General features: G+C 41.9%; 12 protein-coding genes and 4 tRNA genes. 6 read left to right on the top strand and 10 right to left on the bottom strand.

Features of this window, described 5'->3' with window-relative positions:
* Positions 1-389: 389 nt before the first annotated feature.
* Positions 390-2,252, top strand: a complete 1,863-nt coding sequence (locus tag N473_RS16030) for a S8 family serine peptidase (protein ID WP_063368789.1) — start codon at positions 390-392, stop codon at positions 2,250-2,252.
* A 96-nt stretch (positions 2,253-2,348) separates the two neighbouring features.
* The gene (locus N473_RS16025) at positions 2,349-3,236 is read left to right on the top strand and encodes an NAD-dependent epimerase/dehydratase family protein (RefSeq protein ID WP_063368788.1); all 888 of its coding nucleotides are present in this window, start codon (positions 2,349-2,351) and stop codon (positions 3,234-3,236) included.
* A 54-nt stretch (positions 3,237-3,290) separates the two neighbouring features.
* Here N473_RS16025 and N473_RS16020 read toward each other — a convergent pair whose 3' ends face one another.
* From N473_RS16020 to N473_RS15990, 7 genes are all read right to left on the bottom strand, one after another.
* Positions 3,291-5,939 carry a DUF2339 domain-containing protein gene (locus tag N473_RS16020; protein ID WP_063368787.1) on the bottom strand — a complete coding sequence of 883 codons (2,649 nt, stop codon included), beginning with the start codon at positions 5,937-5,939 and terminating at the stop codon, positions 3,291-3,293.
* 1,269 nt (positions 5,940-7,208) lie between these two features.
* Positions 7,209-7,285: transfer RNA gene (locus N473_RS16015), tRNA-Val, on the bottom strand.
* A 33-nt stretch (positions 7,286-7,318) separates the two neighbouring features.
* A tRNA-Val gene (locus N473_RS16010) sits at positions 7,319-7,395 on the bottom strand.
* Between the two features lie 31 nt (positions 7,396-7,426).
* Positions 7,427-7,503 (bottom strand) — tRNA-Val (locus tag N473_RS16005).
* A gap of 36 nt (positions 7,504-7,539) precedes the next feature.
* Positions 7,540-7,616: transfer RNA gene (locus N473_RS16000), tRNA-Val, on the bottom strand.
* A gap of 101 nt (positions 7,617-7,717) precedes the next feature.
* Entirely contained in the window at positions 7,718-8,704 is a 987-nt protein-coding gene (locus N473_RS15995; protein WP_063368786.1) for a DUF3080 family protein, read from the bottom strand.
* A complete protein-coding gene (locus tag N473_RS15990; RefSeq protein WP_063368785.1) occupies positions 8,673-10,034 on the bottom strand; it encodes an MATE family efflux transporter in 1,362 nt (453 codons plus the stop codon). Before N473_RS15990 ends, N473_RS15995 begins: the two co-directional genes overlap by 32 nt.
* Before the next feature lie 138 nt (positions 10,035-10,172).
* Between N473_RS15990 and N473_RS15985 the strand changes: the two genes are divergently transcribed.
* Positions 10,173-10,814 carry a riboflavin synthase gene (locus N473_RS15985; protein WP_039608944.1) on the top strand — a complete coding sequence of 214 codons (642 nt, stop codon included), beginning with the start codon at positions 10,173-10,175 and terminating at the stop codon, positions 10,812-10,814.
* On the opposite strand, the gene N473_RS15980 is transcribed toward N473_RS15985, so the two are convergent.
* Together N473_RS15980 and N473_RS15975 are read right to left on the bottom strand one after the other, a co-directional pair.
* The gene (locus N473_RS15980; RefSeq protein WP_039608943.1) at positions 10,811-11,014 is read right to left on the bottom strand and encodes a CPXCG motif-containing cysteine-rich protein; all 204 of its coding nucleotides are present in this window, start codon (positions 11,012-11,014) and stop codon (positions 10,811-10,813) included. The genes N473_RS15985 and N473_RS15980 overlap by 4 nt on opposite strands.
* A 76-nt stretch (positions 11,015-11,090) precedes the next feature.
* A complete protein-coding gene (locus N473_RS15975) occupies positions 11,091-11,945 on the bottom strand; it encodes a fructosamine kinase family protein (protein WP_063368784.1) in 855 nt (284 codons plus the stop codon).
* Positions 11,946-12,071: 126 nt separating this feature from the next.
* On the opposite strand from N473_RS15975, the gene N473_RS15970 reads away from it, so the two are divergent.
* Positions 12,072-12,764: a hypothetical protein gene (locus N473_RS15970; RefSeq protein WP_063368783.1), complete on the top strand. Its 693-nt coding sequence runs from the start codon at positions 12,072-12,074 to the stop codon at positions 12,762-12,764.
* 55 nt (positions 12,765-12,819) lie between these two features.
* On the opposite strand, the gene N473_RS15965 is transcribed toward N473_RS15970, so the two are convergent.
* The gene (locus N473_RS15965; RefSeq protein ID WP_063368782.1) at positions 12,820-13,167 is read right to left on the bottom strand and encodes a DUF3718 domain-containing protein; all 348 of its coding nucleotides are present in this window, start codon (positions 13,165-13,167) and stop codon (positions 12,820-12,822) included.
* Positions 13,168-13,639: 472 nt separating this feature from the next.
* Between N473_RS15965 and N473_RS15960 the strand changes: the two genes are divergently transcribed.
* Both N473_RS15960 and N473_RS15955 read left to right on the top strand, forming a co-directional pair.
* Positions 13,640-15,025 carry an amidohydrolase gene (locus N473_RS15960; protein ID WP_039608940.1) on the top strand — a complete coding sequence of 462 codons (1,386 nt, stop codon included), beginning with the start codon at positions 13,640-13,642 and terminating at the stop codon, positions 15,023-15,025.
* Between the two features lie 10 nt (positions 15,026-15,035).
* On the top strand, positions 15,036-16,277 hold the full coding sequence (locus N473_RS15955; RefSeq protein WP_063368781.1) for an amidohydrolase family protein: 1,242 nt from the start codon (positions 15,036-15,038) through the stop codon (positions 16,275-16,277).
* Positions 16,278-16,393: the final 116 nt, after the last annotated feature.

Genomic DNA, 16,393 nt, shown 5'->3' with positions numbered 1-16,393 from the left:
AATAATAGCTTTCCTATATTTCACTTCAACTATATTGAAATATTGTTATAAATGACTTATTTTTCTTACAAGTTAGCTAATACTTTTATTTACTCGTTCTTTGGTATTTTATTGAACAATAAAAGATGCTGCTCTACAGTAATTACAATACCTAATTGACTAATTTATATACTTATAAATAATTTTTTCTGATTTTTAGATATGTTTCACTATTTTTATCATAAATCTAAAATATTTAATTTTAATTATTTTAAGTTTTTTTATCTTTATTGATTTTCACATTTAATTATAAAAATATTTTGTTACTCATTAGATTGTACCCAGATTGGGTTCTAATGTTATATTTCCAATTCGTTTTTAGCAATGTGAGTAGAAAAAAGGAAAATGCTATGAAGTATAAATTTGCACCAATTAGTTTAGCTATTTTGATGGCATGTCAAGTCAATGCTAGCCCAACAGACCGTCAATATGAAAATAGGTGGTTAGACCCAAATGGTGATCCATACCTATCTCTACAATGGAATTTACTCAACGATGGTAGCATCGATAATACAGTTTCAGGGCATGACTTGAACTTGTGGCAATCACATCTTTGGGGGCATAAAGGTCAGGGCGTGCAAATATCGCTTATTGACACAGGTGTAGATGAGCTTCATACGGATTTGATCGACAACTTAATTTTTGACCCGAGTATTGATTCAACGGAACCCTGGGCGTCAGCACATGGCACATACATGGCTGGTTTGATCGCAGCTGTGCAAAACGATGTTGGGATCAGAGGCGTCGCGCCAGAAGCGGATGTGATTGTGCACAATAGACTCGGTTCATACATGAGCCGTCATGAGAGTTGGGCTTATCATCGTGGCATTGGCCTGAAAAATGGTAAAACCTCGATTGCTCAAGATTCCCGCGTTTTCAATACCAGCTTTGGGGTAACCCCTGCGCATAGTACGCCGTATAACTATGCATATACAACTACGGATGCTGATACTGGCGAGACCATTCAGATGGTTAACTTTAGGCTCAGAGATGAGGTGATGGAGCGCATAACACTGTCAACAGAGCAAGACAAACGCACCGCTCTTTTTGTGCAGGCTGCGGGCAATGGCTATTTCCAGACATTAATAAATGCGTATGGACCTAATGGTATAGATACACTGGGATATCACCATGCAATAAATAATGGCGGGCTTCCATTTCATAACGCAAATAGTGGTCATTTAACCAGTTTCTGGAAAATTAATGTCAGTGGTGTGAGTGCCGATGGCAGGTTAAGTAATAGTTCTACTGTGGGTAGTAATATCTTTGTTACTGCGCCTGCGGGGGCAGATCGTAACACACCAGGAATGGTGACAACAACATTGAGCTGCGACTGGCGTGAGAAATATCAAGGTCGAGAGCAAGCGTGCACAGGCCCACAAGATTATTATTTTAGAGTGAATGGCACATCATCTGCAGCAGCGAATGTTACCGGTGCAGTCGCGTTGTTGATGTCTGCTGCAGAACAGCAAGGTCACAACCTGACCGCAAGAGATATCAGGCACTTATTGGCCAATACGGCAACCAAAGTAAACCGAGATATGGAAGACATTAAGTTGTCTAATGTGGTGGCATTGGAAGGCTGGTCTAGTAATGCAGCTGGTGTTGAGTTTTCGCCTTATTATGGTTTTGGTCTAGTCGATGTTGATAAAGCGGCAGAGCTTATTCGACGTTATGCTGTTGAAAATCTACCAGCAGACTTTGTCAAAACGAAATGGTTTGGCGAGAATGACAGCTTTAGCAAGCCTATTTTAGAAGATATTACACACACAACCACCTCAGAAATTGAAGTGACTGAAGATATGTTTATTGAGGGCGTGCAAGTACGCTTAAGTGCTGAACATGGCCGTATTACCGACTTAAAAGTGGAGCTAGAGTCACCAAGTGGCACTCGTAGTATATTGATGTCGCCAAATAATAACTTGGTAGGACAAAACACAGATTATATCGCGCCATCTGAAAAAAGCTTACTTGGTTATGATGATCATAAACTACTCAGTTATAAATTCTGGGATGAAAGATCTGTTGGCATGTGGAAGCTACATATTACGGATATGAATGATCAACAGCGCACGATTGTCACCGACCCGTTTGGCCAACCACGCAGTCGCTACACCATTGAGAATAATACCAAACCGGGAACATTCACGAATTGGTCAATTCGCGTGCTTGGTCACACAGCTAAAGTGACGAAGAAAAAGCAGTTTAACTAACTATCAAAATTCCTTTATGAGTTACTTCCTAGGGCCAATTTAAAGGCCCTTTTTCGTTTGTTACAATAAAAGCAAGGTATTCACATTGAGCGTTATATGAAGATTTTAGTCACGGGCTCCGCTGGACGAGTCGGGCGAGCCATTTATATTCATCTAGCACATAGCTACGACGTGGTGGGTTTAGACAGCACACCTTGTTCAACTGCAGATTTTGTCGGTGATATTCGCGATGACATGCTTTTACAGCAGGCGCTGGTAGGAATTGATGTGGTCGTCCATACAGCGGCATTACACGCGCCCCACATCGGTCATGTAAGTAACGAACTGTTTCATGAAGTGAATGTTTCAGCAACTATAAAGTTAGCAGAGCTTGCTATTAACAGTGGCGTAAAGCAGATGGTGTTTACCAGTACCACGGCATTATATGGACATGCTAGTACGCCGAGTATGCAAGCTGGGTGGGTGACAGAGTCCACAAAGCCGCTACCTAAAACCATTTACCACCATACTAAAATTGCTGCGGAAATAGCCCTTGAAGCGATAAGTAATAAGTTTGGTTTTCCTGTAACCGTGTTGCAAATGTCGAGATGCTTTCCTGAGCCAGTCGAGCAAATGGCATTGTATCGGTTAAACCGAGGAATTGACTATCGCGATGTGGCTGCTGCTCACCGCTGTGCCATCGAACAAAGCTTATCGGGTTTTAATCGGTTTATTATTTCAGGCAAAACACCGTTTGATCCCAGCTGCTGTGAGCAATTATTTAACGATTGTGAGGTTGTTTTACGTGCACGATCACCAAAATTGGTGGCGGTGTTTGAACAGCGTGGTTGGTCTTTACCAAAAAACTTAGACAGAGTTTATGACTCATCTAAAGCGCAAAATGAATTGGGCTGGGCCCCAAAATACGGGTTTGAAAGTGTGATTGACTTGTATGATGACGGTTTTGCAGAAGTCCTACCCAGTAAAAATCAAAGTTCAAGTTAAAATTTCTCTGATTAAAAAAGCGAGTGACCTGCACTCGCTTATGATAACTTGCGATTAACTCTCATTATCTGAAGGGCTGGTGGAGGATTGTGGCTGCATTTTTTGAAATAGCCAACCCACACCCACCAAACACAAGCCTAAGCCAATGAATGACAAGGCTCTGAGCAGCCCCTCAAGGTTAGACATATCGACCATAAAGGCTTTTAAAATCACCATGGCTAGACCGATAAAACCAATACTGATTACGTGCTTATGGTTAAAATGCTGCGCGACAAAAATGGTTGTAGTTGAGATCAGTAACCAAACAATCGAATAGGTGTAAAGCTCCGCTTCTTTTATCCCCAAATGCCAACTGATGAAGCCATCATTGAACAAGGTGCGTATTTCTCCGTTGATAAACATAAAGCCAAATATGGCCATTGCCACATAAATAAAACGGTTAAACTGCGCTTTGACAAGGTTAAAATGTATAAACCCATACAGGCATAATACAGGTGCAAGCCATTGGAGCCACAACCAGTTTATGACATAGCCACCTACGTTTTGGCTGTGTACAAATGGGCTTTCAAACACGGAGAACTGCACATGTATTAGCGTAGTTGCACCGAGTAAAATACTGCCACCAATCATATACAGCTTTTGCAGATTGCGCGTTAGCTGGCTGCGCCAATAATATACGCCCGCCAAAATTAACCAGTTAAGGGATAAAACGACGCCTTCTTGATAGCTTAAATTATCAAAATTAGGATAATCTCCGACTAATAAATAGCTGGTTTCGGTGGTGACAAGTAGCGCACATAAGTGAATAAACACACCCATAAACCACGTATTAAGCGTTCTTGACGGGTTATATTTTGCGGCAAACCAGACTAAAGCAATCGCAATTGGGTAGAGTATGAGTGTCCAATGAATACCTAAAATGGCTTCATGTTTGTAATCAGCAACCCAAGGGGCCACAGACAATCGAGTAACCACAACGAGTAAAGCTGCTTTGTACAGCCAGTCAGGGATCTCAACCTTGTATTTCCAGCTTAAATAGCTCATGGATGCGACTTGCGCCGTAATAGCCAAGGTCAGCGTGCTTGCAGATAACAACATGGTCAAACACAAAGTTAGCATGGCATTTGCTAACACTAAATATGTCACGCGCTGTAAAGGTACTGATGATTTGGCAGCCGCAAGCGCTGCACCAGCGGCGATGAGCAGGAGTTCAAACGCCCAAACAGGGTAGAGGATGGCGTCACTGTCCACAGGCAGTGAAATATAGCTAAGACCAAACAAACTCAGTGGCACTAACACAATTAGCAGTAAATAAGCATGGCGTGCTGCATCGCGTTTGATCATCAAGACGCTAAAGGCCATACCTAACAATGCTGCGATCTGAATAAACAAATACTTACCAGAAAAAGGATAGAGGATGTCATTAAAATCGATTTTTTGATGTATGTTGCCAAACATAAACAAAGCAAAACCTAGCGCCAAATATGGCCATGTATCTAGGGCACTATGCCTGTAAGCTGAAGCAAAAGCGATGGCAGCTACAATGAAAGCGGCTATCATCATGTGACTGAATACGGGCGAAAATATCAGGTAAATAGCGAACAAGAATAGGGTGATAAGAGTTGCGACTTGCTCTCTTCTTGCCATTAATAATGACTTGATGGGCAGTGGATTATGCATGGTTAAATTAAGCCGCCAACTAAGTAGGTTTGATAGCACATAAAAATATAGAGTTGCAATCGTGTACAGGCTAATAGCAGTAAAGTCACCTTTATCACCTAATGCAATGGCACCGATATACCACACACAATGGCCAACAAAACTTTGCCACCACAGCCACTTTTTTTTGACGTAATCAGCAACCCACACCGCAGATAAAGACACAAAGGCGACATACAATAACAATGCCCCGATATTATTAGACCCAGTGGAGATAAGCGCTGGCACAGCATATGCGCCGATGATCCCGATGCCCGCCAGTACAGGCCCAAAGCGAAGTGCCAAATAGGTCGCACACAGGGAAATGACCGCCAAAAAGACAAAGGCGAGGTTGGCAGGTAAAAAGTGATAGTGATTGAAAGACACCAAAACCATAGCAAAGCAGGTGATTACACCACCACTGGCAAGTGCCGCTGAGATGTATGGTGTATTCACATTGAGCTTGGTTTTAAAGCGGTTAACCAGTTCAGCACCTGCGACCAGCGCACAGCCAAACAATGCGCCTAAAACAACACGCACGGCTGGTGGCATAAGGCCGGCCTCAATCGAATATTTGGCGAGGAAAACCCCACCAATAGATAAAATAAGGGCGCCTAACCAGAAAATACCATTGCCTTTGACTAGCGTTTCCAAGCTGAACTTTGGCAGTGTAAATTGCTTTTGAATCGTTTGCGTTGGCGAGCTTTTTACTTCCTGTTTTGCAGGGGTTGATAAGTGTGCTGGCTCTACATTGTCAGCCTGCACGGTCTCAGGTTCTGCGGATTCTATGTGTATTGTTGGCTCATCAGTGGAGCGGGGCGCTGGGGAAGACTCACTCAACGCTTGCTTGAGCTTATCAATCTGCGCTGTTTGAAAGTCGATGATTTTTTGAAGATGTATAACCTTTTTCGCGAGTTTATCTATACGGGCGCGATCTTTAAAAGCAATCACAACCCCCAAAAATAAAAACAGATTAAATGCAAAGGAAAACAACTCAGTATCCATACCTTTTCCCTAAAATACTAGAGGTAAGATGAGTCTGCTTCAAAAACAGATAATTATCAAGTAGGGTGCAAAGGGCTAATGACTGCGAACGCGGTGAGTACATTTCCTTTGCGCAAGGTGAAGTCAGCAGTTTCAGCTGGTGCCAACTGCTTATCGTCAGATACAAGCTCAACATGGATCCCGGAACAAGTCCGGGACGACGGGTTTTATATGGGTGTAAACGTTACTCAAAGGGTGGCCAGATTAATCAGTTGCCACATTCGTCACCCTGGACTGGTTTAAGGGTCCAGTGTTTTGGGGCACTAATCTCAAAAAAAAGTGGAATTTCATTATCGTGCAAAGGGTAATGATTACGGATGCAGCGAATAAACCTCCATTGCGTAACAAGGTGAGATGAGCAGTTTTAGATGGTGCCAACTGCTTATCGTCAGATACAAGCTCAACATGGATCCCGGAACAAGTCCGGGACGACGGGTTTTATATGGGTGTAAACGTTACTCAAAGGGTGGCCAGATTAATCAGTTGCCACATTCGTCACCCTGTACTGGTTTAAAGGTCCAGTGTTTTGGGGCACTAATCTCAAAAAAGTGGAATTTCATTATCGTGCAAAGGGTAATGATTACGGACGCAGCGAATAAACCTCCATTGCGTAACAAGGTGAGATGAGCAGTTTTAGATGGTGCCAATTACTCATCGTCAGACAGAAGCTCAGCATGGATCCCGGAACAACTCCGGGACGACGGGTTTTATATGGGTGTAAACGTTATCCGAAGGGCGGCCAGATTAATCAGTTGCCACATTCGTCACCCTGAACTGGTTTAAGGGTCCAGTGTTTTGGGGCACTAATCTCAAAAAAAAGTGGAATTTCATTATCGTGCAAAGGGTAATGAATACGGACACAGCGAATAAACCTCCATTGCGTAACAAGGTGAGATGAGCAGTTTTAGATGGTGCCAATTACTCATCGTCAGATAGAAGCTCAGCATGGATCCCGGAACAAGTCCGGGACGACGGGTTTTATATGGGTGTAAACGTTACTCAAAGGGTGGCCAGATTAATCAGTTGCCACATTCGTCACCCTGGACTGGTTTAAGGGTCCAGTGTTTTGGGGCACTAATCTCAAAAAAAAGTGGAATTTCATTATCGTGCAAAGGGGTAATGACGACGGACGCCGTTTTTAACGGACGACAAGAAAAGCTTTGGCTTAGACAAACATAAATTCAAATTTATAGGGTAAAATGATTGATTAAGATCAGGGATATGTAGACTTGGTACGACCGAGTGGATTCGAACCACCGACCCCTACCATGTCAAGGTAGTGCTCTAACCAACTGAGCTACGGTCGTACTATAAATATGATTTACCTAACAAAGTTAAGTTGGTACGACCGAGTGGATTCGAACCACCGACCCCCACCATGTCAAGGTGGTGCTCTAACCAACTGAGCTACGGTCGTACTATAGAGAATGACTTAATTTAGTTAAATTTGGTACGACCGAGTGGATTCGAACCACCGACCCCTACCATGTCAAGGTAGTGCTCTAACCAACTGAGCTACGGTCGTATCATAAACGTATTTTATAACTTAACTAAATTAAGTTGGTACGACCGAGTGGATTCGAACCACCGACCCCCACCATGTCAAGGTGGTGCTCTAACCAACTGAGCTACGGTCGTACAATGTGCCTTGTTTCTTGGCAACGGCGGCTAATATATAGTGGTCTGCGAAATGGATCAAGTATCTTTGCTAAATTTTTGTTTGTCTGCGGTTTTTTCGATCACAACGGACTAACTTTGCACACTTTGTAGAAGTTTTGCCACCAATAAACATGCTCCTTTGCTGATTCCTTTAATTCTCTAAGTAATGGTGTAATCAGATTAGGGTAGTTGTGTTGACCAAATTTTTCCGAAAAAGTCTCAAAATGGGGTTCGATATCATGTAAACGCTTGGCTAGGTGTGATTGATAAGCTTGAATGTCTTGAATGTAGAACTTTTGAAATACGTTATTGAGTACCTTGGCGTGCTTTTTATTTTTTCCAGCAGGACACACTTTGTTCTCTAAATTTACAGTGTCGAGCCATGCGGTAGTTATTTGATTCCACGCAATTTGTGTTCTGGTACTCGTTATTAAGCTTTGTACGTAGTCGTTGTTATTTAGTTTTTCAAGTGCAGTGGTTAGTGTATCGCCTTTTGCTTGACTCGGTTTTTCTAATGACTGTATCAAACTACTTAGTGTATTTAACGATTCTAATGCGTGTATTTCACCTTGGCTAGTTTCACGCTGAATTTCACTGAATGTTAAAGTAAAAAATTGAGTGAGTTCTTTTTCATGCGTAAAAACGTACGAGAGCATAGGGTAGAGCTGTGCAAGCTTTTCTTGTTTTGCCAAGCTCAAAGCTTGTTGGACATCTTCTGGTGTTTTATCGTCATCTATACATGCTTGGGCGAATTGAATAAAGTTCAGGTTATATTTAAACTGCTCACTGGGCTTGGCAAGTTTACCCAGCTGATTGTTGTGGCTGGCTATATGCGTTGACACCCGACAGTGTCCAAGCTTGGCAAGATCAATGACAGAAATCGTGTAACTAGATTGTGGTTTTTCAGTTGCTGAGTGTGGTAACACACTCAGCCTGTCAATCTGTAATCCGTTGGAATCAAAGACTTTACCTAAACGCTCGGTATAAGTTTGATTCGTATCACTGGGCTTTGGCGAACATCCCAATAATACAGTGCTAAGCGCTAACAGCAGCAGTTTGCATTTCAACGAGCTTTCTCCTCACAAAATAAATTAGCAGCACAGCGGCTACTGTAAGCCCAACAATGATACCTCCCCAAAATCCGATGGGCCCCATTGCTGGCACAATATAGTCTGTTTTGGCTAATACGTATCCGAGTGTAAAGCCGATTACCCAATAAGAAATAAAGGTAACACCCGTTATTGGCTTAGTGTATCTCAGACCGCGTAAAACCCCATTTGCCGATACTTGTAGTGCGTCTGGTAATTGGTAAATACAAGCTAAAATAATGATACTTGAAGCGAGCAGAGCAACTTCTTTTTCTTGTGTATAAAGCCAACTGATGTCATGCCTGATCAGGTAGGTGCCTAATGCCACAATGGCTGCAACACCGACGGCCAATATAAAGCTGGTGTAGGTTGCATTGACCAATCGTTCAAGGTTGTTTTGTCCGCTGATATTACCAATCCTAATACCAATCGCCATAGATAAACTGAGCGGTAACATAAATAAGATCATGGTCACACTCGCAGCGACCTGATGTCCAGATACGGCGACGGCACCTAAATCAGCAATAAATAGCGGAATACACGCAAATAACGTCACTTCAAAAAAAGTAGCAAATGAAATAGGCAGACCGAGCTTGGTGATCTGTAAAATGGTTTCTTTGTGCGGCTTCATAAAGTCACTGATCAGCCATTTACCTTTTAGCTCTTTGCTTTTTAAACTGTAGCAGATTTGTGCAATGGCCATGGTCCAAATAACAATGCTGGTGGCAACACCGCATCCAGCTCCACCTAAGGCTGGCATACCTAACTTGCCATATATAAAGATATAGTTGGCAATGACGTTTATCCCCAAGCCAAGCAAGCCGATATAAAAAGCAACTTTAGTATTGCCCATACCCTCGGTGACATTTCGGTAAACAGTGAAGACTAAAAATGCAACGAGACCATATTTAACATAATCGATATAATCTTGTGCCATTTGGGCAATTTCAGGGCTTGCGCCGGTACTAGCAAATAAATAAGGGGTAAAAAAACTGGCAATAAAGCCTAATGAGGACAGCATCAAAGCCAAATATAAACCTTGCTGAAAATAGCGTTTTATACTGTCATGATCATTGGCGCCGACGCTATGGGCCACCATACTGGTAAGTGCCAATAAAATAGCCTGTAATGAAAACATCAAGGGGTTGAGTGCGCCAGTAGCAATTGAAAGTGCAGCCAAGTCGTTTGGACTTACTTGTCCTGCCATCATGGTATCTACAACCGACATCATGACAAGGGTTACTTGAGCTAATAGAACAGGCGTTGCCAGTCTTATTAATTTTTTGGCTTCCCAGAGTTCAAACTTCATCTTAAAACTCAGCAAATTTGAAAAAATGTATTCTATTGAAGTTTGTTATTTTTATCTACGAAATAAGTGTGTAAATCTGTTTCCGAGTGGGATCAGCTTCAGGTAGAATAGCGGCATCATTTTTACCTCGGAAGAAACATGTTTACGGGAATTGTTCAAACTCAGGCATCTGTTGTCAGTGCTCTATTAAATGATGGCGTTATGCGCTTGGTATTATCAGTTGGCAATGAGCACTTACAGCAACTCACCATTGGTGCAAGTATCGCCGTGAACGGTTGTTGTTTGACTGTTGTGCATTTTGAAGCCAGTCATTCAGATGTCGTCGGCCAAGTCAGTTTTGACGTCATTGATGAGTCCTTAAAACTGACGAATTTGGGTCAGCTTAAATGTGGTGATAAAGTCAATTTTGAGCGCTCTGTTACTTTTGGTACTGAACTGGGTGGGCACATTGTTTCAGGCCATATTCATGATATGGCAACTGTAGAGAGTGTGATCAAAACGGCTGACAACGTTAAGATTAAATTGTTGTTAGATGCGGTTTGGACAAAATATGTTTTTTACAAAGGGTTTATCTCAGTTAACGGTGCAAGTCTAACGGTCGGTGAGGTTGACGAGGATGGTTTCTGGCTACACTTAATCCCAGAAACACTGTCAATTACCAATATTGGGCAGACGAAACGAGGAGATAGGCTCAACATCGAAGTCGATCAGCAAACTTACACCATCGTCAACACAGTTGAGCATTATTTGCGTAAAAATACTCTCAGCCCTATGGGCTAAAAAATTTGTTCGTCGTCACTGTCGATCCGTAATTCTAATTTATTGATTGCTTCGTCTATATGCATATTTAAATGAATAGGGTTACAGCATGCGGCGCAATCTTCATAGAAATCCTGGTCGCCCTCACTGGTGTCTAAGTCAACAAATATATGATGACCACAGTGTGGGCAGCTGATGCGTTGGTTATACAGCTGTTTCATAATTTGGCTCCAACAACCGCCTTGAACTCCTTTACTTACTATAGCAGTTATTGCAATTATTACCGCATCGTGACAGCTATTTCAGGATATGTTCAATCTGTTGTTTGGATTGGATCACATAGTCACCTGCAAAGACATTGGCATGACATAGCAAGCTGTATAATTGGTAAATTGGCTTACGTTGTTGATAACCTTTATCTATTTCATAGGCTTCATTATAGCCGGTATAAAATGCTTCAGGCAATTGCGCAAACAGCTCGCTATTAGCAAGATCAACCTCTCTATCACCATAATAACAAGCGGGACAATATACGCTTGGCTTATCGTTTGAAAAAGCAATATTACCTCGCCAAAAAAAGCCGTGAAGTAAGGAGGGCTGAACAGGGTGATTGACTAAAGGCTTGATGTACTCGACGAAGTTATCAATTTCGGCAAGTACAATGTTCTTTTCTTGCAGTAATTGCAATTGCCATGCGATACGTTCCTCTGCAAAAAACACTGACCACTTTTTATGCCATTGATTTGGTTGAGCTAGGCCTAAGAAATAGTTATCTTGCTCGAAACCAAACATTTCTTGTTCGTGACGGCTGTGCATTTTTGCTAATGTCCTGCCGCATAAATACCAGTCTTCCTTATCTGGTTGAGAGGGTAACCATTCGTAGACGCTAAAGCAGTATTCAAGACTGGACCCGATAGTAATTGGGTCGGCTACTAAAAAGTCACTGTCTCGTGTGAGTAGGGTGTGGTTATCGGCTTCACACTCGTAACGCTCCAGGGCGCTCACATGGTCAACCTTAACTAAGAAGCGATGTTTGTCGTTTTCTATTTGGTAGTTTTTAGATTTGTGGTTGCTTGGCAGTTGTGTTTTTCGAGTAAATTCAAACTTGTCATGAATCGCTTCACTGATGTACTGGTTTACTAGGTTCCACATAGTTAGCCCGGTGGCGTGTGAGCACTTTACCTAACTATGATCGATTTTGGCTATAACACAAATACTTGAGTGCAAATTTAAATCGAATAGAATAGCCACAGTTTAGAAATGTTTTGGAAGTTCACCTTGAATAAAAGTGTTATCACAAACCTAGTTGCAGCCTCGCTCGTTGCCGTAGGTTATGGATTAGATCATGATTTGGTTTTTACAATGGGATTGTTTGCGCTCTCTGGCGCTGTCACCAATTGGCTTGCTGTACATATGTTATTCGAAAAAGTACCTGGTCTTTACGGCTCAGGCGTTATTACCATTAAATTTAAAGAATTTAAAATAGCGATTAAAGAGCTGATCTTAGATGAGTTTTTCAACCAAGATAAACTCAAAAGCTTCGCAGAAAAAAATCAAATCGACATAGACTTAAACCCAGTTATTGAGCATGCAGATTTATCGATTGCTTTTAATAAGTTGGTGCAAGTTATCGAAGGCTCACAATTTGGTGCAATGCTAGCCATGGTGGGTGGCAAAGAGGCTATCGAGCCAATGCGTGATACTTTTACTGAAAAAATGAAAGATGCCTTGCGTGAAATGAGTGAACAGCCAGAGTTCAAAGATAAAATTTCTGGGGTGTTAACCAATGGGCAGTCTCTAGACTCGATCCGCATTGCCATTGAACATGCAGTTGATGAACGATTAAATGAGTTAACGCCGGTTATGGTGAAAAACATTGTTCAAAACATGATCCATACACATCTAGGTTGGCTGGTTGTGTGGGGCGGTGTATTTGGTGGAGCATTTGGCTTATTGGCTAGCGTTTTGTAAAGCTGTTAATCAGGTGTGCATTACTTTTATTTAATGCACACCATTCGCTCAAGCATTATTTAGAGCCTGATAAAACTACTGGCATGGTAGGCTGTACTTTTGCAATGTCTTTGATTGACGTTTTGGTTTCTAAGTCGATTTTCATAAACTTAGCATTTCGAGTAAGGCTGTATGCTTGCGCGAATTCATTTAAACTCATATCGTTACATTCTAGTTTGCTGGTGATACGTGTTTTGGCGGTGTGTTGTCCGCGCAATGCTGCCAACATCACATGTGGGCGGTCTGAGGCAAATGCCATGCAAAGCTCGGTTGCATGACTGTTATCAGCGGCAACAAATTCAACAGCATGCGCGTTTGACATAGTTACTAATGCAGTGAGTGCAGTGGTTAATAGTACTTTCATCTTTGTTCTCCAAGCGGGTTGTTAAGTGCGATTCCTCTAGAGTATTGGTCTGAACGGGGGAAAATGCTGTAAGGGAAGATTGTACGAATGTAAGGAATTATGTATTTGTATTATTGCAACTGTAAGTACCTCTAACTTAGATGAAAAAACACCTCATATTTATTTCATAGCAGCCGAAAAAATTACAAATAAAATTTTGTTAACAGTTCACTATCTGTATGTTTTAACGCTTTTATCGACTTTCTCTATTTTTATTAAAACCTATTTCAAAAGTATGTAAAAGTGTGTGCAAGTGTGTATGTTCTTCGCTTATAAAACAAAAAAATCGTGCCTAATTGTTATACAATATTGCGTTTTCTCACGTAATTTATCGTAATTTATGGCATTTTGAGGTTTTTACATCGAAATTTTTGTGAAATTTCGCTACAGTCTGTTTGATAACTACAGTCACAAAAACTACAGAGACGAAAATATGAATATGTTCAAACCCTCTGTGATCGTGCTTGCTCTAAGCACAGCTCTTTTGGGATGCCAGCAAGACACTGGTCCTCAAAAAGATAAAGTCACAATCGAGAAAAATCCATATCCAAGCACTTATCAGCCTCATTCAACGACAAGTACCTTAATTACTAATGCGACCGTGTTAACGGGCACAGGTGAAAGAATCAATGACGCTGATGTCTACATTGTTGATGGTAAAATTAGTCAAGTAGGCAAAGACTTATCAGTAAATGCTGATACAACAATTGACGCTGCTGGTAAATGGGTAACACCCGGTATTATCGACAACCACTCACATTTAGGTGCTTATCCAAACCCAGGTGTTGAATCTCACCAAGACGGTAATGAAATGATCCACCCTAATACTGCGCAGGTGTGGGTAGAGCATTCAGTATGGCCTCAAGATCCTGGTTTTAACCGCGCACGTGAAGGCGGTATTACGTCACTTCAAATTTTACCTGGCTCTGCAAACTTATTTGGTGGCCGAGCGGTAACGCTTAAAAACGTACCATCAGAAACAATGCAAGGCATGAAGTTCCCTGAAGCACCATATGGTCTGAAAATGGCGTGTGGTGAAAACCCTAAGCGTGTATATGGTGGTCAAGGTGTTGCACCAAAAACACGTATGGGTAATATGGCTGGTTACCGTGAGGCTTGGATTGAAGCAACAGAGTACAAGCGTGCTTGGGAACAGTACGATGCTGAATATGCAGCGGGCTTAAATCCGGATGCACCGCATCGTGATATTAAGCTTGATACCCTGCGTGGAGTATTAGACGGTGAAATTTTAATTCATAACCACTGTTATAAAGCTGAAGAAATGGCCATGATGATTGACCTTTCTAAAGAATTTGGTTATCACGCAGGTACGTTCCACCACGGTATTGAAGCGTACAAAATTGCAGATTTACTAGGTGAGAATGGCAACTGTGCTGCACTTTGGCCTGATTGGTGGGGCTTTAAAATGGAAGCATATGACATGTCACTTGAAAACGTGGCGATTGTTGATGCTGCTAAAAACTCATGTGCGGTTATTCACTCTGACTCTGATACAACTATCCAGCGCCTAAATCATGAAGCGGCAAAAGTCATGTATTCGGCAAATGAAGTTGGCTTTGATATTAAAGAAGAGCATGCGATTAAGTGGATCACATATAATGCTGCGAAATCTCTAGGTATTGAAGACTTAACAGGCTCAATTGCATCAGGCAAACAAGCTGACGTTGTCATTTGGGACCAAAGTCCGTTTAGCGTTTATTCAAAAGCTGAAAAAGTATTTATTGATGGTGCCAAGGTTTATGACCGCCACGACAGCAAGTACCAAGCAGTTAGTGATTTTATGTTAGGCCAGCGCTAGGAGAGTCGCCATGAACAAGTTTAAATTATCTATTTTAACTGGTGCACTACTGAGCTCTTCAGCGGTATTTGCACAAGTAACAGCGATTACCAATGCGACTGTACACACATTAACTAAGCAAGGTGTATTAGAGAACGCAACAGTGGTGATTGAAAATGGCAAAATTACAGCCCTAAATCCGAAGTCATTTAACGCTGATGTAACGGTTGACGCACAAGGTAAAGTGTTGACACCAGGCCTTATCGGTACGATGAATCAACTAGGTTTAGTTGAAGTCGGTGCGGTTTCTCGTTCAGTTGATGCGTACGACAAATCAGGTCTAGAGTTTGATCCAAGTACGGCGTTTAACCCGCGCTCTAGCTTGATCCCTTACGCAAGAAAAGGCGGCGTGACGCAAAACTTGAGCATTCCATCATTACCTTGGGGTGAAAGCGGTGTGTTTATGGGTCTTGGCTTTGTTGCTGATCTATCAGGTGAGTTTGGTAGTGTTACAGACCGTAAAACTGCGCTGATAGTAGACTTAGGTGCAGCAAGTGGTGATGCCTCTCGTGCAGCAGCTGTTCAAGCGTTTGCTAAAAAGCTGTCTGAGCAGAAGAAAAAGTTAACGTCGAAAAAAGACAAAAAAGATGACAAAGATCCGTCATCAGAAGAAAAACTTTTGACAGACGTGTTGAATGGGAAGTTACCTGTAGTGGCTTCTGCTTCTCGTGCATCTCAATTACTTGAATTGATTAAGCTAAAAGAAACGTTTGGTTTAAATTTGATTATTGAAGGTGCGCAAGATGCGGTATTGGTAAAAGATGAGCTAGCCAAAGCGAAAGTTCCTGTTATTGTTAGCTCGGTTGCAAACCTTCCTACTGGTTTTGATGCATTGCATGCACACTTGGAGAATGCTGGTACACTTGAAAAAGCGGGTGTAAAAGTGATTCTAAATGTAGCTGGCGACGGTAGTCACAATGTTTACCAAATGCGTTTTAATGCTGGTATTGCAGTGGCAAATGGCATGTCTCACGAAGGGGCATTAAAAGCGATGACTGTTAACGTTGCTGAAGCATTTGGCATTGAAGGCGGTAAGATTGCCAAAGGTGAACGTGCAGATGTTGTGCTTTGGACAGCCGATCCTTTTGAGTTTAGCACGCGCGTTGATAAAATTTGGATAAATGGTGAGCAAGTCACAACAGAGTCTCGCCATGACAAATTAACAGAGCGATATACGACAGACTCATCAATGCCTCGTGGTTACACCAAGTAATTATGTGATTCATTGAGTTAGGCGCCTTTTGGCGCCTTTTTTGTTGGCTGCCAAAGAGTATTAGTCTGCATTTTGTGAAATAGCGCTGATAGGTGATGGGGAAGAAGTAAAAAAAG

This window comes from Pseudoalteromonas luteoviolacea CPMOR-1 (assembly GCF_001625685.1).
In the GTDB taxonomy this organism is placed as follows: domain Bacteria; phylum Pseudomonadota; class Gammaproteobacteria; order Enterobacterales; family Alteromonadaceae; genus Pseudoalteromonas; species Pseudoalteromonas luteoviolacea_K.
This window is presented reverse-complemented; position numbering and strand designations above follow the sequence as displayed.